Genomic DNA, 22783 nt, shown 5'->3' with positions numbered 1-22783 from the left:
TCTCATTTTTATCGACAAATTACGTTTTTTATTTAATTGAACAGACAATCAGTAAGCCTCGAGCATAATCGATTTAGAAGTGTGACTGGTCTGATATCCTCGAATGCTAGCTCATCCACAAAATTGCGCACTTTGTCGTATAGTTTGCATATCGAGCGTTTATTGTGCGGTAATGGGAAGTTAACTAGTAAAAATAATAACTTGCACAATAAAAACATCACAACAAGGCTTACCATGAACATGTCATTGAGAAAACGCATCGGCTATGCCGCTTTATTAACGACGGCGCTCAGTTTTTCGAGTATGTCCCACGCGTTAGAAGAAACCATCGACCCTGCACTGTTTGAAAAAATGAAGTACCGCTTTATTGGGCCATATCGAGGCGGACGCTCTGTTGCGGTAACAGGTGTTGAAGGGAACCCAATGTTGTATTACATGGGCACTGCCGGCGGCGGCGTATGGAAAACCACTAACGCTGGCCAAACGTGGAAACCCATCTCAGACAAAGCTTTTGCTGTCGGTTCGATTGGTTCCATTGCTGTCGCCCCTTCAGACCCAAATGTGATTTACGTGGGCACAGGTGAAGGTCCTATTCGCGGTGTGACAACGAGTCACGGTAAAGGTGTATACAAATCCACAGACGGAGGCAAAACATGGACTTCTATAGGGTTAGCGACTCGTGGGCAAATTCCGAAAATCAAAGTTCATCCTTCGAATCCAGATATCTTGTGGGCAGCAGTGCAAGGCAACATTTGGGCGCCGAACGAAAACCGTGGCGTATTTAAATCCGTCGATGGGGGTAAGAGCTGGAAACATGTACTGAAAGTTAATAGTGATACTGGTGCTGCTGACCTTACAATGGATCCAAGCAATCCCAGAATCATGTATGCCAGTCTTTGGCACCATGGCCGCACCCCTTGGTTTATCAAATCTGGTGGTGAAGGTGGTGGTATTTATAAAACGACAGACGGCGGTGAAACCTGGAAGCAATTAGAGGGCGGCTTGCCTACCCTTATTGGTAAGGTAGGTGTCGACGTATCCCCCGCTAACCCAGAACGTATTTATGCAATTGTTGAAGCAGAAAAAGGCGGCCTATACCGAAGCGATAACGCCGGTAAAACCTGGAAGTTATTAAACGGCGACAATATTCTCAAGGCGAGAGCTTGGTATTACAACCACATCAAAGCCGATCCAAATGATGAAAATACGGTTTACGTCATGAACGTACAACTGCATAAATCTATCGATGGCGGCAAACACTTTGAAAAGCAATCCCTACCTCACGGTGATACCCATGACATGTGGATTAACCCGAGCGATAGCAATAATATGATTAACGCCAATGATGGTGGAGCAACGGTTAGTTTTGATGGTGGCAAAAGCTGGTCGAGTATATACAACCAGCCCACGGCGCAGTTTTACCGTGTTGTAACGGACAATCTCGAGCCATACAATGTCTATGGTGGTCAGCAAGACAATACCACGCTGGCAATTCCATCTGCCACTTACGACAGCGGTATTGGTTTTGAGGAACAATTTGCTGTCGGCGGTGGCGAAAGTGCTCATATAGCGTTTGATGCTGATAGTCCTGAATTAATCTATGCTACTACCATTAATGCGACATTGACGGAATATACACGCAGTACCGGCCGCGTTAGGCCGATTATGCCCTACCCTGAGTATGTGTTCGGCCGCAACGCCAAAGACCAAAAATACCGGACTAATTGGAATGCCCCCGTGCTGGTGTCTAAGCATAATGCCAATACCGTTTATTATGGCACCCAGAAAGTTTTAAAGACCGGTGATCGCGGTGTTAATTGGCAAGAAATTAGCCCTGATCTGACTCGAAATGACCCAAATAAACAAGGGTTGAACGGCGGCCCCATTACAAATGAGCAAGCCGGGGCAGAATATTACAATACCATTTTTTACATAGCGGAATCCCAAACCACGCCTGGTGAACTATGGGTAGGCGCTGACGATGGTAAGTTGCATATAACGCGCAATGAGGGCAAGTCTTGGCAAGATATTACACCTCATAAAGCCGAAGCCCAAGTTAATGCGATTGATCTGAGTGTACATCAGCCAGGTAAAGCTTATGTCGCGGTAACTGGCTACAAGTTGAATGACTACACACCGTACATTTATAAAACGGAAAACTATGGCAAGCGCTGGAAGCGGATTGACAAAGGCTTACCTGAAGAGGCTTTCGTACGCGTTGTTCGCGAAGATACGGAGCGACAAGGTATGCTTTACGCTGGCACGGAAAGTGGCATGTTTATTAGTTTTGATGATGGCAAGCACTGGCAAAAGCTGTCGTTGAACTTACCGCCGGTTGCGATTACAGATATGCAAGTTAAAGGTGATGATCTTGTTATCGCCACTCAAGGAAGAGGCTTTTGGATTCTCGATGATTTAACACCCCTGCGCGAAGTGACATCGTCTTTGGCGAAAGAAGACTTTTTCCATTATTCAGCGATAGACGGTATTCGATTGTTGGGTGGCGGTGGCGGAAGTGGTATGCCACAGGCTAAAAATCCACCTCGAGGAGCGACCTTTAGGTATTACTTAAAAGACGATCTACCAGAAGATCAAAAACTGACTATCGATATTTACGATAAAAATGGCAGCTTAGTGCGCAGTCTGTCTTCGTCGCCAAGTGATTTTGAAAAATGTGCAAAGGGCAATGAAGATGTGCGTAGCCCCATTAAGTTTAAACACCCGTCGACCAAAGCGGGCTATAACGAATTTGTTTGGGATTTGCGCAGGACCCCACTTAACTGTATTGAGAATGTAAAACTGTTTGGTGGTTGGAATGGCGCTCGCGTCATGCCGGGTGATTACAAAGCGACTATCAATGTTGCGGGTACTAGTCAGAGCCGAGAATTCTCAGTGCTTCCTGACCCTCGAGAAGAGACTAATTCCGCACAACTACAAATCGTTGAACAGAGCATTCAAGCAAGCACCAATATGCTCAACGAACTATTTGGTCATCTACAAAAGGCAAGAAATGTACGTGCTAAACTGCACGATGTAAGGCGCAGTAATCTCGTACTTGCAAGTGATGTCTCAGCATCTATTGATCGCATCATCAAGTCTATTGATGGTTGGGAATCTCTTGTGATTCAGCCCAAGCATCAAACGTTTGAAGATGACATTAATTGGCCGAATATGCTGGACCGTCAGATACGTTTCTTGATGGATAACTTTGATCGTACAGGCGCCCCTGCTCAAGCGGGTGCAGTAGAGCGATTAAATGATCTCGAGAGTACGTGGAGCCAATACAGGAGCGAGTTGGAGACCTTATTCAGTGAAGAGGTTGCGCCTTTGAATAAGAAACTCGCTGAAAGCGGATTGACTGGCCTAGACCAGTTGTAAAGACAAAAAGCGCCAGACAGTAACATCTTGTCTGGCGTTGATTTTTTCTTTTAAGGCTTCTTATTCACTGATGCTGCAATGGTGGCGACTAGCCACTTTCTATAACCAAACCTACCCCAAGCATACAAGCTAAAGAGTATTCCCAATAACACCAACATGAACTTAACGGGGGTGAGTAGCAATTTTAGCCACATGACATCTTGACTACCCGTAAGCATCATTATTTGTACCACTCCTTCTAGCCAATCAATAGGAACGATCAGCAAAAGTGCGTATACGTAGCGTTTATATTGGTGGGGTAGCCCTACGATAATCGAACCAATAAACAAAGCGGTAAAAGCAAGTGGATAGACAACATCGAGCGTTGCGGTCACGACAATATGAGCGGAAAGTTGCGTATCGGACATCGATTGTAAAGCAGTGTCTATCTCATTTTGTTCAACTAGCATATCCAGCAAAGGTAATTGATAGGCATAAGCCACCGCTTGAATTGCGATGGTGAGGCAGATAGTGAGGCTAAGGCTAATTAGTAGCCCTAGCCGAGTCGCTAGTTTTTCTAGATTCATTACGCACAGCTCCTTGTCGCTATGCGGCTAATGTACCCCAGAACTGCACTCTTGTACAAAAGACTGGGGCACAAAGCAATGTACAGACGCTTCTTTCATCTCTTGTTCAAAGCGGCTTGGCACCTGCTCGGTTAGTAGCTCGCCGGGGAGCATATTTGGGTATATCTGGTCGTAACGTTTCACTTCCGTTTGACTTACCCTGCGATAAATATGTGAGCGATTCAAATCATGCGTGCCGATTAATCCCGCCGAACCAATTAGTTCCATCGTGGCCTTGACGGTTTCAGCATGATACCGCGCTATGCGTTGCGACTTATCACCTACGTCAATGGCTTTGGCTAATTCAGGATCTTGAGTGGCGATACCCGTTGGGCACTCATTGGTGTTACACACTAAAGACTGTACGCAACCTAACGCGATCATCATGCCCCTTGCACTGTTGCAGATATCTGCGCCCAAGGCCAAATTCTTAGCCAAGTGGAAGCCTGTGAATACTTTACCGCTGGCGATCACGGTGACATCTTTTTTCAAATCAAACCCAACCAATGCGTCAGTGACAAAAGCCAATGCATCTCTTAAGGGCATCCCGACGGCATTGGAGTACTCCAAAGGCGCTGCGCCTGTGCCGCCCTCGCCGCCATCGACGGTAATAAAATCGGGTTTGACTCCGGTCTCAACCATCGCTTTACACAGTGCAATAAATTCACTTCCTCTACCAAGACACAGTTTAAAACCAATCGGTTTCCCGTCTGACAAACTCCGCAATTTTTGTATGAATGCCATTAGCTCTAATGGCGTTGAAAACGCAGAATGCGTTGGCGGTGAATTTACTTGTGTTCCAGCTTCAACATGGCGAATTTCTGCAATCTCAATGGTGTTTTTGTCTGCAGGTAGAATTCCGCCGTGGCCTGGTTTCGCCCCTTGCGAGAGCTTAATTTCTATCATTTTTACGTTTGGTTTGGTCGCACTTTTTTGAAACGATGAAGGACAAAAGTCGCCCTTGTCATCGCGACAACCAAAATACCCCGTCCCAATTTGCCATACTAAATCTCCACCGTTCTCAAGGTGGTAAGGGCTAATGCTTCCCTCGCCCGTATTGTGGTAAAAACCGCCTTGTAATGCTCCCTTATTGAGTGCGCGAATAGCGTTGTGGCTCAAAGCCCCATAACTCATTGCCGACACATTAAAAATCGAGGCAGCATACGGTTGTGTGCAATCTGGCCCCCCAACAATGACTCTTGGTTGGGGTTGCTTACTGTCATAATGAATTGCTGCCATTGAATGGCCTACCCATTCATAACCCTCTTGCTGGGTATCTAACTTGGTACCATAAGGCGTGGTATCTCTATCTCCCTTGGCTCTTTGGTATATAACCGAGCGAAACATGCGGTTTACCGGAGCACCGTCGGTTTCTGACTCGAATAAATATTGGCGTAAAAATGGTCTCACCGCTTCCATTACCCAACGCATCCTTCCCACTACAGGGAAATTGCGTCTCAAGGCGTGTTTTGTTTGATTTAAATCGTGATAACCAACGGCAATTATGGGAAGTATTACCAACAAAAGGTAAAGAAATCCTGGCCATATCATGCCAATCAAAATCACAGTTATTGGTGCAATCAATGCAAATTTTTTAAACAAATTAGCCATAGTACATCCGGTCTTGAAGAGTAAAAAAAGCGGTGTATTTCAACACCGCCAAGCGCTTATTGAGGTGTGCGGATCACCATTAATCTGAGCTCGGTCATGTCTTCCATCGCAAACTTGATTCCTTCACGCCCGAGACCGGACTCCTTGACCCCACCATAAGGCATGTTGTCCACACGCCAACTGGGCACATCACCGATGACAACACCACCCACATCTAACGTATTCCAAGCTTTGTGGGCCTTGTAAAGGTCACGGGTAAAGATGCCTGCTTGCAGGCCAAATTGGCTATTATTGACTTCTTTTAACGCGTCGTCGTAACTATCGAAAGGGCTTATCAGCGATACAGGGCCAAACGCTTCTTCTGCGTTGATATTACTGCTAGACGGCGCACCTTCAATCACGGTGGCTTGCAGCATAGCGCCATTTCTTTGCCCGCCGCATAACACATCGGCACCTTGAGCTTTAGCCTCTTCGATCCAACCCTCAAGTCGCTTGGCCTCTGATTCAGAAATCATAGGCCCAATAAAGGTGTTTTCATCAAGTGGGTCGCCATGGACCAAATTTGAGACCTTTTCGACGTACGTTTGTTTGAAGCGTTCGTACAATGAACTGTGTACCAAAACACGTTGTACGCTGATACAACTTTGACCCGATTGGTAGTAGGCACCAAAGATTATGCGCTCGATAGCGTCGTCTAAATCAGCATCCTCATCAACAATACATGCGGCATTGCCACCGAGTTCTAATACCACTGGTTTTTTGCCAGACTTGGCTTTGAGATCCCAACCTACGCCGGGAGACCCTGTGAAGCTGAGTAACTTAAATCTATCATCGACGGTAAACAAATCCGCCCCATCACGACTACAAGGCAAAATTGAAAATGCGCCTTTGGGTAAGTCTGTTTCTGCGAGAATTTCGCCAATAATTATTGAACCTATGGGCGTGCGGCTCGCTGGCTTTAGCACAAACGGGCAACCAACAGCCAATGCGGGAGCAACCTTGTGAGCGGCCAAGTTCAACGGAAAATTAAAAGGTGAAATGAATGAACAAGGACCGATAGGTACGCGTTTATACATACCTTGATACCCTTTCGCGCGGGGTGTTACTTCAAGGTTCATTACTTCACCGCTGATTCTGACTGACTCTTCGGCGGCAATTCTAAAGGTGTCGATTAAACGAGTGACTTCGCCCCTAGCGTCTTTGATGGGCTTGCCCGCTTCGATACATAATGCATAAGCGAGTTCTTCAAAGCGCTCTTCAAATCGCTTCACACAGTGATTTAATATTGCTTGGCGTTCATAAGGCGCCATCGCAAGCAAAGCCTCTTGGCTTGCTTCTGCCGCCGCAATAGCTTGGTCGATAACAACGGCATCCGCCAAGGCAACACTGGTGGCCACTTCACCAGTGTATTTATTGGTTACCTGTAAATCGGTATTCGCATAGACCGCTTCATTGGCTAAATAATAGGGATAGGATTCGGCTAATTTCAATTCAGACATTGTTTTATCCTTAAAGCTTTGCGCTCAGCGTTTTGATCGTGTTGTTCAGCGTTTCGTCATTGAGACTGTAGTCTACAGGCACGTCAATTAAGTGCACATTAGGCTCATTTAAACAAGCTTGGACCGTTGGTAACAAGGCTTCTGCTGAGTCAACTCGCCACCCTTTACCACCATAACTCTCAACGTACTTAACAAAATCAGGATTGCCGTAATCTAGACCAAAATTGTCAAAGTGCATGTTTGCTTGTTTCCACTTAATCATGCCGTAGGCATCATCTCGCAAAATGATCACAACGATATGAAGGTTAAGCCGTACTGCTGTCTCCAATTCCTGACTGTTCATCATGAAACCGCCATCACCACACACCGTGATAACCGGTTTATCGGGATGTACCATTTTTGCTGCCATCGCCGACGGTAGTCCAGCTCCCATTGTTGCAAGGGCGTTATCCAACAAAAGCGTATTCGGGAATGCTGCAGGGTAATTTCGCGCAAACCAAATCTTATACACACCGTTATCTAGTGTAACAATGCCATCCTTCGGCATAGCTTGGCGAATATCATGGACAAAACGCTCAGGTAAAATGGGGAATCGATTGTCATTTTCCGACTCTTGTCTGTGGGAAACATAAGCTTCGTTCACGTGTTGGAAGAATGAGAAGTCCCAATCTTGCGGTTTTATTTGTTCTTTAATCTGCCAAATAGAATTAGCAATATCGCCCACGACTTCGAGTTGAGGGAAATAAACAGGGTCAACCGCAGCAGAGTCGAAATTTACGTGGATAACTTGCTGGCCATCCGGTTTCATGAAAAATGGCGGTTTCTCTACTACGTCATGGCCGACGTTAATAATTAGGTCTGCGGCATTGATTGCACGATGCACAAAATCGCCATCAGACAACGCGGTGTTACCTAAGAAGCGCTCGTCATGCTCGTCTAGCACCCCTTTCCCCATTTGAGTCGTGACATAAGGAATTTCGGTTTTCCCAACAAACTCTTTCAACATTTTACTGGTGAGTTTTCGATTGGCTCCTGCGCCAATCAATAGCAGTGGGCGTTTTGCGGTTTCGATCATATTCACCGCTTTATTGATTGCTTTGTATTCTGCTATAGGACGCCTTACCGTACTCGCCTCAAGTAATGGCATAGTAGTTTGCTCTGCCGCAATATCTTCTGGTAGTTCAATATGGACTGCACCAGGACGCTCTTCATAAGCAATTCTAAAGGCTTCCCTGACGACTGAAGGAATTCGGTCCCCGCTGACAACTTGAGAGGTGTACTTGGTAATGGGGCGCATCATATCGACAACGTCTATCACTTGGAAACGCCCTTGTTTACTGGTTTTAATCGGTTTTTGTCCGGTGATCATCAGCATTGGCATTGCGCCGAGCTGCGCATAAGCAGCGGGTGTGACTAAGTTAGTCGCACCAGGCCCAAGCGTAGATAAACAAACTCCCACTTTGCCCGTCAATCTGCCATAAGTTGCAGCCATGAACCCTGCCCCTTGCTCATGTCGGGTCAGAATGAGCTTGATTGAAGAGTTACGCAACGATTCTAACAAGTCTAAATTTTCCTCTCCGGGAATACCAAAAACGTACTCAACGCCCTCTGCTTCTAACGCTTTGACAAATAGATCTGATGCTTTCATGTAAGCTCCTTGGCTAGGTAATGATCTGGGTCGTGTTTGAGTATAGACCCATTAAGTGCATTTAATATTTCTCAGATTGAAAGAATAGAAAAGGTCGAAAAATCGATAACTTAAATCGATTTTTTTGAATAGTGAAGTAAGGGAGCTATCTGCGTTCTAATGCGAAAGACCTGTTTGAGTCAGAAATCGCATGGGCAAGTTTGACGCGGCGCTATGGGATTAACGCCGCTTATCTAGACAGTAGGAGACCTTAAAAATTAATCGCAACTACACCTGTGTTGGAATCATAGTCTACCGTGAGAGCTGGATTACTAACCAGTGAATAGGTACAAGTAAAATCACCATTGTACGTGGCTTCGTATACCGCAGAGTCATCGCCCGACACATCAGCGTCACTACTTACCAATACAGCGCGCCATACATCGAGGCAGTCACCTTCCGAATTCATCGTCAGGCTGGAACCTCTGGTATCAGCGGGATAACCATTAGCATTGACACTTAAGTCACCACCAACAGCTGGGTCATCAATTGGAATCAGGTCTTGAACCGCTTGACCATTACCTCTTACTAACCAAGCAAGATGAACGAGTTCTACACCCGCTTCGAATGCGGATGCCGTACCGCGGAAGGCCGCAATTTCTGCATCTTCGCTGATATCAATAAAGCGTGGAGCTGCCGTGACCGCTAATATGCCCAAAATGACGATAACAATGATGAGCTCGATAAGGGTAAATCCTGCTGATTTTTTCATAAACAATCCTGTGTTTAGGGAATATTAAGAAAATAACAAATAACACTGCTTAGTCAAGGATTTACCCATTTCAAGAAAGAATAGTTGCGTGACTTCTACTCCGTCATTGCCTCCAGCGATTTCCCTTTGGTTTCTCGAACAAACTTGGCTACGAAGACCACGGATAAACTGGCAAATACGAAGTAGATTCCATACGCCCCTGCCAAGCCAATATTGGAGAGCATCACCGGGAAGCTAATGGTTATAACAAAGTTACTTCCCCACTGGGCTAGGCCACTGACCGACAATGCCGTACCACGCATATTGTTTGGGAACATTTCGCCTAACATTACCCACATCACTGGGCCCCATGAAAGATTAAAAAAGAATACATAGGCGTTCGCTGCTATGAGCGCGAATGGCCCGTTATCCCCCAGTATTAGGGTCCCATCGGTTGTGAGTTCTGCATTCAAGAAAAGAATAACTAAGAGCCCAAGACTTAGGGACATACCGATAGAGCCGATGATAAGAAAGGGTTTCCTGCCCCATTTATCGATAAGAACGAGAGTAAATAAGCAAGCAGCTATGCTAACCCCGCCACTGATTATATTTATCATTAAGGCGTCAGCTTCATTAAAACCCACTGCCTGCCACAGTACAGCGCCGTAGTAAAACACTACGTTAATTCCGACCAATTGCTGAAATGTCGCTAGCCCCAGGCCAATCCAAACAACAGGTTTGAGCTTTCTGCCACTGAACAACCCTTGGAAACTGAAAACAGAGGTTTTTGGAGTGTGATTCAGTGATGCGCTAATTTGATTGAAACGGTCAGCTGCTGTCTCACTGCCATAAAGATGATTTAAGACTTGATTGGCTCTCTGCTTCTGGCCTGTAGCGACTAAAAACCTTGGACTTTCTGGTATGAACACAAGCAACCCCAAAAAGGCGACGGCGGGGATCAGTTCTACCCAAAACATCCATCGCCATGCTTCCATTTCTAGCCATAACACAGCGGTAGAATGGCCCGCTACATTCGCTACCCAGTAGTTGCTGATAAAAGCCGCAAACAGCCCAATGATAATAGCGATTTGCTGGATACTTGAGAGGCGACCGCGATATTGTTCTGGTGCAATTTCACTGATGTAAGCCGGCGTTATTACAGATGCGGCGCCCACGGCAATACCACCAATGATTCGATAAAGGACGAACGCTGTGCTTGAATCGGCTATTCCAGAGCCAAACGCACTAATAACAAAGAGCACTGCAGAAATTTGTAAGATTCGTTTTCGTCCAAATTCATCAGCTAACTTTCCCGCGAAAAAAGCCCCCACGGCACAGCCTAAAAGCATGCTGGCGACATTAAAGCCTGTTCCCGCAGAATCTGAATTAAAGGCTTTTTGAAGCCCCTCTACTGTACCGTTGATCACTCCACTATCGAAACCAAAAAGAAAGCCGCCGATTGTGGCAACAATAGTGATAAACAACACAAACTGCATATTTGTCTTAGACTGAGTCACAAATACTCCTTTAAACTGTGGATGTGACAACCCCTCAGCCAACGCCGATATTGAGAGTTTGTCAGGGGGGTTAATTACAGGGTGGCTGGGCTTAACTGAATAATATTGTCAGCAAGCTTATGGTGTTCCACGCTAAAGTTGTCCTCAAGCGCCACTAATAGACTATCGAGATCATCTGTTTTGAATAGGCCTGCTACTTTGATCTGTTTCAGTGCGTCGTTAGTGTAACGAAATTGATAATGCGTATACCTTTCGACCTCCATTAGCGCTTCGACTAACGGCTCTCCTCTAAAGATAAGTTCACCACTTTGCCAAGACAGTAGGGCTTGTTCATCATGTTGTGCAATGTTTGTTACCTTCTCGTTTGCCTGACCAAACTGCAACCATTGGCCTTTAGAAACGGAAGTCGCATCTTGAGGTAGTCTCACGTCGCGTAGTGATAGAGGATTCTGCTCAGGCTGGTCGGCAACCAAAACCTTACCATCAGTCACTATCAACTCAACGCCTTCGTGTTTTACTTCTACGTTGAATGCCGTGCCCACAGCCTGAATGACTTGTCCATCGGCATAAACTGAGAGTGGCAATTGGTCATTGTGTGCGACGGTAACGTGGAGCTCCCCATGCTCTAGCTCAAACAAGCGCTGTTTATCAGTGTAGGTAACGCGTAACTTACTGTTGGTATTGAGTTCAACTTTAGTTTTGTCCTGCATATAAAACGTGGCTCGTTCGCCCACATCCGTTGAGAACTCTTGTTGAACCACAATCGTTTGAGCCGGCCCAAACATGTCTGCAACCCACCCTGCGTTTATCAACGCAGTGCCAACGATGGCAGCGCCAACAACACTGGCCGCAATTGCCCTGTATCCAGAAAAGATGGCGGGCTTCGCATCTTCTGGCTCGGGGAACAATTCGCCAAGCATGCTGACAGCGTCCATTTTATCCCATAGCTGTGCATACTGAATAAAAACTTCACGATGTCTGGCAGATGATTTCAACCATTCTAGAAACAGGCGTTTCTCTTCTGATGATAAACCCCGGTCGATTTTTGTAATCCAGCCAACCGCTTGGTCGATCACTTGTTCCTGTGACTGGATATGAACGACATTATTCATAATTGCGCTCCGTGTTGCTGGCGACCTTTTTTACTCTGGCTGAATGTTGAACTTTCAAACTGCAACATATGACTTGCGCACCGTTTAAAGCCTGTAGATATATGCTTTTCAACTGTATTTTCACTAATGTTCATTTTTTTTGCGATTTCTTTTTGCGAGTAGCCATAAACCTTCTTCAATACAAAAACTTTTCTGCATTGCACAGGAAGCTGCCTAATGGCTTCACAAAAATGTCCAAATTCTTCGCAGCTGGCGACCTGTTCGAACACACCGTCACTCTCTTCGCTGTCGTGACTGAACAACCATTCTTCGCCGACATCGTCAGACAATCTTGTTTCTGACTTTTTCAAATGGTCTATCGCCAAATTTTTTGCCGTTTTCATTAAAAATGATCGAGGCTGCTGAATTTCATCGTGATGCTCTATTTGGCAAATTCGCACATAGGTTTCCTGCACGATATCTTCAATTTCTTTTGGTGGAACGAGTCGTGAAACCATACGCACAAGGCTATCTTTCGCGGCAACGAAGACGTGATGCATTGTGGTGTGTTGTGAATTTTTATTATGCATTATTGGCTAATTCTAACGCTCTCTTGCCAGTTATGACGAACTACAAACAAATTTCCGCCAACCAATTGTAAAAAAAATGCGTATTTTTTGAAAAATCTTTCGTTAACAAAGAGCTGCGGGTGAAAAAAACTATAAAAAACAACGCTAATCAAGAACAACCCAGTTAACTTTCACCACATAATCGGCCAAATAGAACCAAGTTTGTAATTATAATGTAAATTTTGCTAAGGTCGGCGTCGAAATAGTGTATTTCACAACAATATACATTCACTTGGTTCAAAAAATTAAAACGATTAGAACGCAAAAGTAATGAAACGCAAAAAGCACAATAAAACACCTAAGATGCCTGTAAAAAGCAAGAAATTGCCACTACTGTGCTTGCATCTTGCTTTTTGTTCCTCCCTTAGTTTTGGTGACGAAAACGGAGAAAACCTAACCTTTGTCATTGATAAACAAAGTGCAGATCAGTCACTCATTCTTTTTGCGCAACAAGCCAATTTAACCGTAATTTTTCCATTTGAACGCGTTCAAAACGTAAGTGCTAATGCAATTTCTGGAAAATATTCGGTTGAAGAGGCGCTCGCAATCTTACTCAAGGATACAGGATTAACTGCGCAATTTAATAAAAAAGGCAGTATTTCAATCAGCGTTGAGGCCAAAACTAAAGAGGAACCCAAAGGCTTTTTAGAAGGTATAGCGTCATTGTTTACTGAAGATGGCGACCGTTTTATTACAACACCTGAGCCGTCTCCACCTAAAATAGAATATGTCAAAGTCAGGGGAATCAAGGCGAGTATTCAACGTTCCAAAGACGTCAAATACCATGCGTTGGGCATTATCGACTCTATTCAGGCAGAAGAAATTGGCAAATTTCCAGATTTGAATTTAGCCGAATCCTTGCAGCGTGTCACAGGTGTATCGATTGATCGCTCAGAAGGTGAAGGACAATTCGTCACTGTCAGGGGATTTGGGCCCGAATTCAACACCGTTACAATTAATGGAAGGAAACTGCCTACGGATAATCTCGGACGAGAGTTTAGCTTTGATACCTTGCCATCCGAGCTCGTGAGTGGAGTATCAGTGTTCAAAAGTCGAACTGCCGACCAAATTGCTGGTGGTATTGGCTCAATTATCGACATTGAAACTGCACGGCCTATGCAAGCGAGAGGTTTCAAAGTGAATGGGCATGTCAAAGCAATATATGACACAAATAGTTCGGAGACTGCGCCCCAAGGTGCCCTACTCGTTAGTCATAGTAACCAGCGTTTCGGATGGCTGATGTCCCTGTCCCATCAAAGACGAGATGCTAGGATTGACGAAGCACAGATAGATGGCTGGCTGTTAAATACCGATATTCCTGAAGATCAACTCGTCGCCTCGAGCAACAACATTTTTGTTCCTCGAAACTACGATCACAGGGTTCGGTTTGATACCCGTAAGCGCACTAGCGGTACCGTGGTAATGCAATATCGACCCAATGAGGATTTCGATTTAACCTTTGATTATGTCGCTTCTTCTTTTGATGTGAAAACCCAATCCACGTCGATGGGACATTGGTTTACCTCCAGCAACTTAGAAGATGTGTTGACTGACGACAATGGCAGTGCCATTCACTTTCAACAGCGTGTTGGTCATGCAACCGATTTTCACGCCAGAACGTTTGACCGTCCATCAAAACTCAATTCTATTGGTCTCAATATGGATTGGCGCATTTCCAAAGATTTGTCGCTCTCTGCAGATTTGGGTACAGCCAAAACGACGATAAACGATACACGGGGAGCCGCCAATGCGCTGACGTTAATCGGCTACCTCAATCGTTCTGAGTTTGATCACACAGATGGATTTCGCTTGCCTGTGATTAGCGGTTTCGAGCAAGCCAACGATGCCATTCTCAATGCTGAGGGCGAACGTGAAGGCGTGGCCCACTATCTTGACCCTTCTAATGGTCGGGCACATGTGATGTTAAGGCGTGGCTGGCAAATAGAGGATAGCATTGACCAATTTCGCATAGATGGTATTTGGCATAACAATCATCAACCATTTGATGTCTATTTTGGTGCCTTTTTCATTGAACAAGAAAAGCAAAACAACCGATGGGACAATGAGTTTAATGCGGTGCATTGCACTTATTGTGGCTATTTTCGTTCCCCTGATATTCCCGACAGCTTTCAAACTGTGTTTCATGCAGGCAGTGAATTCCTGAGTGGTATTTCTGGTAGCGAACACGTACCAAACACCTGGTTGCGTCACGACGGCAATCAGCTTTTTCAATATCTAGAGGGCGTTGATGGCGTCAATTTTGATCCGGTTCTCAGAGATAGTTCTTTCTCTGTTAACGAATTGGTATCGGGGTTGTATACAGAGTTTAGATTTGATTCTACTGTATGGGGCGCCGATGTATTGACACAGATTGGTTTGCGCTACGAAAATACAAGAACGAAAGCCCGAGGTCTTGAATCGGATCTGATTCGATTAGATATCTTGGACCAAACTGAGCTTGCTCCAATCACGGCGAATACGAGGCCAAGTGAATACCATAATAACTATGATCACTGGCTGCCTAGCATCCAAACCCGCGTTGAGCTGACCGATGACTTAGTGCTGAGATTGGGTATAGCGAAAAACCTCACCCGACCGACCTTGACTGAATTAGCTCCGAGCCTAGTGTTTAACACCACTCGTCAAGGAGGCGATTTGAGAGCAAGCCAAGGCAACCCCCAATTACAACCCTTTGAATCTACCAGTGTAGATGTATCTCTAGAATGGTACTTATCAGATAATAATTATGCATCAATGGCTTATTTTAGGAAGTCAGTTGGTAACTTTATCGTCAGTACGGTCACCCCAATTGAATTTGAAAACGTAACAGACCCCAGTTCAGGCTTAGATGCCTCTTCCCCAGATCCACAAGATGAAACAGCCGTTTTTGATGTGACTCGCCCAAACAATTCTGAAACCGCGGTCGTTGAAGGAATTGAATTGGCCTATCAACATCAGTTCAGCAACGGTTTTGGCATATTGGCTAACATGACTCTCATCGACAGTAATGCTGAGTTAGACACAAGCAATATTAGCCAAAAGTTCGCCTTAACTGGCCTGAGTGATACTCAAAACATCATCGTGTATTATGACAGTTACCCATTCCAAATTAGACTTGCATGGAATCAACGAGGTGATTTCCTTCAGTCACTGAATCAGCGTCAAAGCAGTGAACCAACGTTTGTTGAACGCTACGAACAACTTGATGCGAGCGCCAGCTATGCCCTATCAAAACATTTCAGTGTGTTTGTTGAAGGTATTAATATTACCGAAGCTTCAGTCTTTAAACACGGTAGATTCGACAACCAACTGCTGTTAGCACAATCTCCCGGTGCACGATATTCTCTGGGCTTGCGTGGTACCTTTTAGTCGCCGAAAACTAATGTGAAAAGTGCATTTCCAGTGAGTCTGGAATGAGTCGAAGACGCAATGTCAGCCTCATTCAACAGCCCAGAATGTAGGACATTTGACGGGTAGAAAATGGCGCGATTGAATCGGGCTTCAGCATGATGCGTCATCTCAAAGGTATCCGTATCGCCGACGATAAAGCGAGTTTGCGGTAAGCCAAACTCTGCTAAGTCATCGTTAAGCATTCTTTGATATTTGTGCTTTCGTTCATGGTTTACGCTTTCAAAACCAGATCGCTTGTGGCGAAAAAAACCGGTACCGCCTAAATCTTCCTCAAACAGGTAATGCACCATCGCCCACGTAGTAGCGTCCAGTGAATCGAAATGAGGGATATGCTGAATGGGTTTAAGTTCAGCGGCTTTGGCGTTCGCGTTTGAGTAAACAGTGTGAATACGCTTGTTTAGAATAGTGACATTGGCTCCGCAATGGCGACTCAATGCGTTCGGCAGTAACCTAGCGATAATATCTGAAATCGCGTTTTGATAGGCACAACCTGTTGTGGCCCGTTTCCCCGGATACAGGTCGCCATTATGTTGTATTTCAAATTGGCTGTGTATTGCACGATTTCGCCATTGCTCAGGATCGGGTAGCAAATTGTCTATCACTACCAGCGGAAAACATTCGTTGCCTATTACCGATACCGTGGCCACCGCCAAATCATTATTGGAACCAAGGGTTGTCAGCATCTTTTTTATTCTTGAGATCGATAAGGGAATAAATATGACTCAGCGAAGCCAAGTGGGTATAAATCGCTTGCAAGTTGCCATTAGTATTCAATAGAAACAGTTGATCTGCAGAGAGCGACTTCATCTTTTCTTCATCAACACTGTACAGCCCGTTAATCTTTTTTGTTTGCCCAGAAGCGAGTGTAATTTCTAGAGTGAGCGGCACCAACAAGTTTAATTCGACCAAATGTTTTATCAATTCAACGGTCTGGCGCTCTCCTGCCAGTAATTGCGATAAGTCTGCTTGAGCCTGCTTGAGCACGTTTCCTGGCGTACCATCGTCATTGAAAATACGTTCACCAGATTGTTCAGATAAGCAGTCACTCTCTTGATTAATACACAACAGGTAATCTCTCGCCCCAGTCTCATCTTCACCAACGAAAAAAGGTTGACGCGAAATATGTAGCGGCAAATATAAGGCGTTAAAACGCGCATCCTGCCAAAACAAATTTTCGCCTTCATCAAGCCCCAATAAACTGACGCACGAAAACTGGCCTGTTTCACTGTTCTTGGTGAAAAGAATGGGAAACTGTACCACCAATTTAGTGAATTCTGATACGACGACAGGCACCATATTAAGGTCAGCGCCCACCTCCTCTACTTTGTTAGATATCACTCGAAGTGACCGATGAGTGTTGGAATCGAGTGCAACTAAAGATGTCATACGAAGCTCCTAAACGGTTTGTAAGCCAAACGTTTTAATTTTATTGATCAGGTCCCGATGTTTGGGAAGCATGCCCAGCGCTTTTTCAATATTTTGTTGGTTTTGTTTGAATTGTTGATGTGCTAACGCTGTCGCATCTGGTTGTGGATGTTGAAAAGAAAAATCGGTTTTAAATCCCATCCCATACAACACATACTGGTAGCTTGCTGCTGGGAATACCTCATTATTACTCGTAAAGTCGTGATCGTAAGGCGGATGATAGCGCCAAAGGTGCAGCAGCTCTTGTAGCGAATCAGGAATACTGTTGCTGTCACGGTTAGCCGCCCAAAACGGCTCTTCTCGTTGACTCAATACATAGTGAAGCTTTAAAAAATCGATAATGCGGTGCCAGCGATATTCAAAGGTGTCGTTAAAACGTTTACCAATAATGTCCATCACACTGCGGCATGCTGGTAATTGTTCAGCGATCATCTGTGCAGAAAGTTCTACAAGTACCAAGGACGAGGCCTCGAGAGGCTCAACAAAGCCAGCGGATAGGCCAACCGCAACACAATTTCGATGCCAGAATTTTTTCAAATAACCACTGTTAAATTTGATGTTTTTGATATCCATATTGGCTACATCTTGACCAACATATCGACTCAGTGTTTGTAATGCAGCATCTTCGGTCATGTAACGAGACGAGAAGACATGACCTATGCCTTTGCGATGTTGTAAGCCGATATCCCAAATCCAGCCCGCTTCTTGACCTGTAGAAATTGTGTGGGAGGCCATCGGTGAATCTTCGCGCTCATAGGGGACCTGAACCGCCAGCGCACGGTCAACAAAAAGTACATCAGAGCACGGTACACTGTCGATGTTGTAATGCTGTTTTATCAATAAACCACTGAAGCCAGTACAATCGATAAACAAATCCCCAGCAATTGCACCAGCCTGCTGAGTGACGACTTTGCTGATATCACCAAATTCGTCCTCAACAACTTCTGTTACGTCAGCAAGCACATGTTCGACTCCCAATTGCGCTGTACAGTGCTGTTGCAAAAACGACGAAAATTTACCGGCGTTCAAGTGATACGCGTAGTTTGCTACTGCGCCGTATTGGGGGTTAGTTATCATTTTGGGCGCAAGACCCTTTTCGCATATTGCTTCTTGAAAACAAACACTATCTGAAAAGGATTGTGTTTCAACTTGTTGTTGCCAATGAGACACAAGATTGATTTTTGCAAAACCTTGAGGCAAGACTAAAGGGTGGTAGTAATACTCATTTGGGTCATTTTTTACCCACTGTGCAAATTTAGCTCCCTGTTTAAAACCCACATCACAATGACGAATAAACTCGTCTTCCCTGATCCCTAATTTGATAAGTGTAGAACGCATAGTCGGCCATGTACCCTCGCCCACACCCACGATGGGAACGTTTGGAGATTCCACGAGAGTGACTTTTATTTGTTCATTGTTTTTGTGCTCAGCGGCAATTGTACCGGCAGTCAACCAACCCGCTGTGCCACCACCAACAACGATAATATTGTGTATTGCTTGATTCATCTCTTGTCTCCTAAAAACGCGGTGGCCACACAGGGACACAGGATATGGCCACCGCAAGCACCTTACTAGAAAGAACCTCTAATGCCGAATGCCCATCGTCTTCCACTGTCTTCTGCAAGCAATAGATGATTGGCGAAACGACCACGTTTGTGTACAAATTCCTCAGTTAAGTTTATACCTTCGAAGAACACTGACATGTTTTCCGTAATGTCATAACTACCACTGATATCAAGTTGATGGTATTCCTCTACGATCGTTGGACCGTCACCTTGAACTTGAGTTAACGACTGTACAAACGAATCACGCCAGTTCCAGGCCAAGCGCGTTTGGAATGGCCCTTGCTCATAAAAAGCGACCAAGTTTAACGAATCGCTCAATCCAGTCACTGCGAAGACCTGATTGATATCGGCAGGGTCTAAATCTGCATCGCTGTCGACAAATGTTGCATTAGCAAGGAAACCAAAACCCGAGTCAAACGAATGTTGCGCTGCAAACTCAAAACCATCTACGCTAGCAGATTCACCATTGTTAGGCAGGGTATTGGTAAATACCGCAACGCTGTCTGCACTATCTGGCGCACTGGTATCACTACCGGTTGATGGATCAGTTAGTTCGCCACCGCTTGCTAGCTCAAATGTTCTATCTTCTTGTGAATTGACGATAAAGTTAGCTACATCTTTTTTGAAATAGCCTAATGAAATATAGCTGGCTTCTCCGTAATACCACTCCAAAGACATATCGAAATTGTCTGATTCAAACGGTTGCAATTCTGGATTACCCGACGTTGATGTCAAATCACCACCTTGGCGAGTTGTCGTGATCACGGTAACCGGCGACATACTCTCAAGTGTAGGGCGAGTAATTGTTTTCGATGCTGCAACTCGCGCAATAAGATCGTCAGTGATTTCTAACTTAATGCTCATATTGGGCAATATAGCGTCGTAGTCGTTATCGACACTAAAGGCTTGTGCTTCACCAAATTGCGCTAGCATTTCAGTTTGATCGAGAATTGTTAGGCCCTGAATTGGCGCTTCCGTTCCTACGACTGTGACATCTGTGGTTTCAAGACGCACGCCCCCAGTGGTGAAGATTGGCATACCAGCAATTTCGCCTTCAAAGTCCAACTCCAAATAAGCTGCTAATGTTTCTTCTTGTACTTCAAAGCTATTGTTTCGACGCACGGCATCAAAGGAAATACTGTCGCCGTTCACACTTTGATAGTAGTTCTCAAGGAACGCAAAATGCGCTTCTCCGTCATGTGCTAACCATTGCGTTGGCATTCTTCCGCTGCCGCTAACAGATGAGAGGAAATCGCTGCCTGCATCAAATACATACTGAGACGAGGCTGGAATAACTGGCAAATCTGGGTAACCACAATACGTACAGTGTATCCCTACTCCTTCGTTATCCCAACGGGTTAACGTCTTTGTTTCTTTCGAATATTGCGTACCGAAACGGGCTTCCACAAAACCGTTTGAACCGTCGACAAATGTGCCATCGATTCTGAATTGGGACACCTCATCTTCAACCGCCCAGCCACGTCTCAACATTACGTGAGCTCGACTATTCGCGGTATCAAGGTGGTTGCTTACACCCGCTGGGGTAATTGCTGGGTCATACGCTGCAAATCCATCTGATGCCGTAGTAATGGCGCCGTCGATCTCCTGCTGACCGCTGTAAATGTTAGGGTTTGCATCTGCGAAGAAGCTGGCAAGTGGCAGAATATTATCGTCTACTTGGAATCGAACGCGGTTAGCATAACCAATCAGAGATAACTGGTTTCCACGGCCATTGTTGGCTTCGCGTTCAGCTTCTGAGTGATGAGCATCGAAACTCAAATTCAAACTGTCGTTTACGTCCCAATCTACGTTAAAGCCGACTGACGTGCTCTCAGTTAAACGGTCGAATTTCTTGGCGTGCATATCTGTTGCCAATCCCACCTCTTGGTATAGGTCGACAACCGTACCGTTGGCATCCACTGTCGCGCGGCGGCGATTGCCGTTAGCATCAAAAAGGCTGCCATCATCGCCAATGCCCTGTATATTTGGTGCAGTAAACCAATGGCCGTAAGAGGTCGCATCTGTCTCTACATCAAAATCTGAGTAAAGCACATCACCCGTAATGACGACAGAATCTGAAGGGGCGTATTGTAAAACTAAGTTAGCATTGGTTCTGGTACGTTCTTCAAAGGTAACTTTGTGATCGTAGTTTCTTGGTGAGAAAACGTTGCCTGTCCAGTCTTGACCATCAGCAGTCTGAGGGTTGGGCACGCCCACGTTTTCTAACCAACCATCCATTTGTGCTTGATTTAAACGTGTTTGTCGTTCTTGATGTGATACTGCGAACAACACACCAAAAGTATCATCATTAAATGTGTTGCTGATCAGGCCTGAAAACTGAGGTGTGGTTTCTTCACTATTTTCGTCATACACCCCTTTGACGCTACCTGCAACTTTAAAGCCTCGGATGGCAAAGGGCCGTGCCGTGTTGATATTGATCGTTGAACCAACACCGCCAGACTGCATCGTGGCAGTAGACGTTTTATGGACATCCAAGCTGCTAACCAATTCAGAGGCGACGGTATCAAAGCTGAAAGCACGACTGCTATTTTCTGAAGCGATTTGACGTCCGTTGACAAGTACCGTGTTGAACTGAGGTCCAAATCCCCTAACGGTGATGAGCTGACCTTCACCACCCGAACGGTCAATTGAAACACCTGTTATTCTCTGTAGGGATTCCGCAAGATTGGTATCAGGGAATTTACCAATGTCTTCTGCTGATATGGCATCGACCACACCACTTGAATCTTTTTTAACGTCCATCGCACGAGACATACTCGCACGAATTCCCGTGACTTGGATTTGCTCGAAGTCTTTGTCTTCTTGAGCTACCACGGTAGTTGTTGTCGACGTTGCTAATACAGCTAGTACCGCTGAAGCAAGTTTAGACTTTTTATACATGTTCTCTGTCCTATGAATCAATGACGCCATCACACAAAACAGTCAGTGATTAAGCGTTGAAAACAACGCAGAGTGGTACCAGGCTCTTTGTTGTTGATTAATGATTGTATTCAGTGATGCGTGGCATCGTTGTTAAGGACGAGATAAGCAAAAATTTCCGCCAGAAAAATTAACAAATATTTTACTGCAAGCGTATTAGTAGCAGAGTCGAAAGAGATGGGATATTTTTTAAGCCATTGTATTTTAAATAAATAAACCAGCTAGGCGTTAAAACAAAAAGTTAACAATTTACCTTAACAGTTTTTAAAAAGTTTTCTGTTAGCTTGGTATCAAAGTAGCCGTCTGGCTTTTTATGTGCGCGTAAATGTTGATAAGCGACAATGATTGGTTTTAGGTCGCTCAACTGTGCGTGGTCGATCGCAGGTGTCTTAAAGTTATCCATAACGACGTTTACTGCCATTTCTAGGGCCTTCATATCAACTACCTCAGATTGTCGATATTGATAACCACAGCCTGTTGCTAACCATTCCAATGAACAATTAGCAGCTACGGCTATTTGATTGGCTTTTGCGAGACTGGGCTCCGATCCCTTGAGGTATTTTCTGATAAGCGCTTCGCTTAGTCCCACTTTTGACGCGAAAGTGGTAACCGGCGTGTTCCCGATTAAAGTTGACAAACGTTCTGCAAAGTTAGACATATTCCCCCTCGAACTAAAGTTCGAAATCTTAGAGAGGACAATGTTACGCTGCACAATCTAATGCCGCATAATACCG

At 45.0% G+C, this 22783-nt stretch carries 15 protein-coding genes; 2 read left to right on the top strand and 13 right to left on the bottom strand.

The window, feature by feature from the left end; translation table 11 throughout:
* Positions 1 to 240: 240 nt before the first annotated feature.
* Positions 241 to 3378: a VPS10 domain-containing protein gene (locus tag AC27G9_RS02990; RefSeq protein WP_487070877.1), complete on the top strand. Its 3138-nt coding sequence runs from the start codon at positions 241 to 243 to the stop codon at positions 3376 to 3378.
* Positions 3379 to 3428: 50 nt separating this feature from the next.
* Here the strand turns inward: AC27G9_RS02990 and AC27G9_RS02985 are convergent, their stop codons facing one another.
* The 8 genes from AC27G9_RS02985 to AC27G9_RS02950 form a co-directional block, all read right to left on the bottom strand.
* Positions 3429 to 3944 carry a hypothetical protein gene (locus tag AC27G9_RS02985; protein ID WP_487070875.1) on the bottom strand — a complete coding sequence of 172 codons (516 nt, stop codon included), beginning with the start codon at positions 3942 to 3944 and terminating at the stop codon, positions 3429 to 3431.
* 27 nt (positions 3945 to 3971) lie between these two features.
* Complete coding sequence (locus tag AC27G9_RS02980; RefSeq protein ID WP_487070873.1) at positions 3972 to 5594, bottom strand: FMN-binding glutamate synthase family protein; 1623 nt, start codon at positions 5592 to 5594, stop codon at positions 3972 to 3974.
* A 56-nt stretch (positions 5595 to 5650) separates the two neighbouring features.
* Positions 5651 to 7093: an aldehyde dehydrogenase family protein gene (locus AC27G9_RS02975; RefSeq protein ID WP_487070871.1), complete on the bottom strand. Its 1443-nt coding sequence runs from the start codon at positions 7091 to 7093 to the stop codon at positions 5651 to 5653.
* Between the two features lie 10 nt (positions 7094 to 7103).
* Positions 7104 to 8741: an acetolactate synthase large subunit gene (locus AC27G9_RS02970; protein WP_487070869.1), complete on the bottom strand. Its 1638-nt coding sequence runs from the start codon at positions 8739 to 8741 to the stop codon at positions 7104 to 7106.
* A gap of 250 nt (positions 8742 to 8991) precedes the next feature.
* Complete coding sequence (locus AC27G9_RS02965; RefSeq protein WP_487070867.1) at positions 8992 to 9492, bottom strand: prepilin-type N-terminal cleavage/methylation domain-containing protein; 501 nt, start codon at positions 9490 to 9492, stop codon at positions 8992 to 8994.
* A gap of 95 nt (positions 9493 to 9587) precedes the next feature.
* Entirely contained in the window at positions 9588 to 10988 is a 1401-nt protein-coding gene (locus tag AC27G9_RS02960; protein ID WP_487070865.1) for a sugar porter family MFS transporter, read from the bottom strand.
* A 74-nt stretch (positions 10989 to 11062) separates the two neighbouring features.
* Positions 11063 to 12100, bottom strand: coding sequence for a FecR family protein (locus AC27G9_RS02955; RefSeq protein WP_487070863.1), 1038 nt, complete (start codon positions 12098 to 12100; stop codon positions 11063 to 11065).
* Positions 12097 to 12669, bottom strand: a complete 573-nt coding sequence (locus AC27G9_RS02950) for an RNA polymerase sigma factor (protein WP_487070861.1) — start codon at positions 12667 to 12669, stop codon at positions 12097 to 12099. Before AC27G9_RS02950 ends, AC27G9_RS02955 begins: the two co-directional genes overlap by 4 nt.
* A 309-nt stretch (positions 12670 to 12978) precedes the next feature.
* Here AC27G9_RS02950 and AC27G9_RS02945 point away from each other — a divergent pair, with 309 nt between their 5' ends.
* Complete coding sequence (locus AC27G9_RS02945) at positions 12979 to 16077, top strand: TonB-dependent receptor (RefSeq protein WP_487070859.1); 3099 nt, start codon at positions 12979 to 12981, stop codon at positions 16075 to 16077.
* Here the strand turns inward: AC27G9_RS02945 and AC27G9_RS02940 are convergent.
* The 5 genes from AC27G9_RS02940 to AC27G9_RS02920 all read right to left on the bottom strand — a co-directional run bounded on the left by AC27G9_RS02940 (position 16074) and on the right by AC27G9_RS02920 (position 22707).
* The gene (locus AC27G9_RS02940) at positions 16074 to 16802 is read right to left on the bottom strand and encodes a DUF6445 family protein (protein ID WP_487070857.1); all 729 of its coding nucleotides are present in this window, start codon (positions 16800 to 16802) and stop codon (positions 16074 to 16076) included. The genes AC27G9_RS02945 and AC27G9_RS02940 overlap by 4 nt on opposite strands.
* Positions 16777 to 17505, bottom strand: a complete 729-nt coding sequence (locus tag AC27G9_RS02935) for a SapC family protein (RefSeq protein ID WP_487070855.1) — start codon at positions 17503 to 17505, stop codon at positions 16777 to 16779. The genes AC27G9_RS02940 and AC27G9_RS02935 overlap by 26 nt, the downstream gene beginning before the upstream one ends.
* A 9-nt stretch (positions 17506 to 17514) precedes the next feature.
* Entirely contained in the window at positions 17515 to 19050 is a 1536-nt protein-coding gene (locus AC27G9_RS02930) for a tryptophan halogenase family protein (RefSeq protein ID WP_487070853.1), read from the bottom strand.
* A gap of 65 nt (positions 19051 to 19115) precedes the next feature.
* Positions 19116 to 22010, bottom strand: a complete 2895-nt coding sequence (locus AC27G9_RS02925; RefSeq protein ID WP_487070851.1) for a TonB-dependent receptor — start codon at positions 22008 to 22010, stop codon at positions 19116 to 19118.
* A 280-nt stretch (positions 22011 to 22290) separates the two neighbouring features.
* Positions 22291 to 22707, bottom strand: a complete 417-nt coding sequence (locus AC27G9_RS02920) for a helix-turn-helix domain-containing protein (protein ID WP_487070849.1) — start codon at positions 22705 to 22707, stop codon at positions 22291 to 22293.
* Between the last annotated feature and the right edge of the window lie 76 nt (positions 22708 to 22783).

The sequence above is a fragment of the Alteromonas sp. 5NS40-0096 genome (genome assembly GCF_057544385.1).
This window is presented reverse-complemented; position numbering and strand designations above follow the sequence as displayed.

Coding starts and splice junctions, on each gene's coding strand:
- AC27G9_RS02990 (WP_487070877.1), top strand. CDS start 241: ATGTCATTGAGAAAACGCATCGGCTATGCCGCTTTATTAACGACGGCG.
- AC27G9_RS02985 (WP_487070875.1), bottom strand. CDS start 3,944: ATGAATCTAGAAAAACTAGCGACTCGGCTAGGGCTACTAATTAGCCTT.
- AC27G9_RS02980 (WP_487070873.1), bottom strand. CDS start 5,594: ATGGCTAATTTGTTTAAAAAATTTGCATTGATTGCACCAATAACTGTG.
- AC27G9_RS02975 (WP_487070871.1), bottom strand. CDS start 7,093: ATGTCTGAATTGAAATTAGCCGAATCCTATCCCTATTATTTAGCCAAT.
- AC27G9_RS02970 (WP_487070869.1), bottom strand. CDS start 8,741: ATGAAAGCATCAGATCTATTTGTCAAAGCGTTAGAAGCAGAGGGCGTT.
- AC27G9_RS02965 (WP_487070867.1), bottom strand. CDS start 9,492: ATGAAAAAATCAGCAGGATTTACCCTTATCGAGCTCATCATTGTTATC.
- AC27G9_RS02955 (WP_487070863.1), bottom strand. CDS start 12,100: ATGAATAATGTCGTTCATATCCAGTCACAGGAACAAGTGATCGACCAA.
- AC27G9_RS02950 (WP_487070861.1), bottom strand. CDS start 12,669: ATGCATAATAAAAATTCACAACACACCACAATGCATCACGTCTTCGTT.
- AC27G9_RS02945 (WP_487070859.1), top strand. CDS start 12,979: ATGAAACGCAAAAAGCACAATAAAACACCTAAGATGCCTGTAAAAAGC.
- AC27G9_RS02940 (WP_487070857.1), bottom strand. CDS start 16,802: ATGCTGACAACCCTTGGTTCCAATAATGATTTGGCGGTGGCCACGGTA.
- AC27G9_RS02935 (WP_487070855.1), bottom strand. CDS start 17,505: ATGACATCTTTAGTTGCACTCGATTCCAACACTCATCGGTCACTTCGA.
- AC27G9_RS02930 (WP_487070853.1), bottom strand. CDS start 19,050: ATGAATCAAGCAATACACAATATTATCGTTGTTGGTGGTGGCACAGCG.
- AC27G9_RS02925 (WP_487070851.1), bottom strand. CDS start 22,010: ATGTATAAAAAGTCTAAACTTGCTTCAGCGGTACTAGCTGTATTAGCA.
- AC27G9_RS02920 (WP_487070849.1), bottom strand. CDS start 22,707: ATGTCTAACTTTGCAGAACGTTTGTCAACTTTAATCGGGAACACGCCG.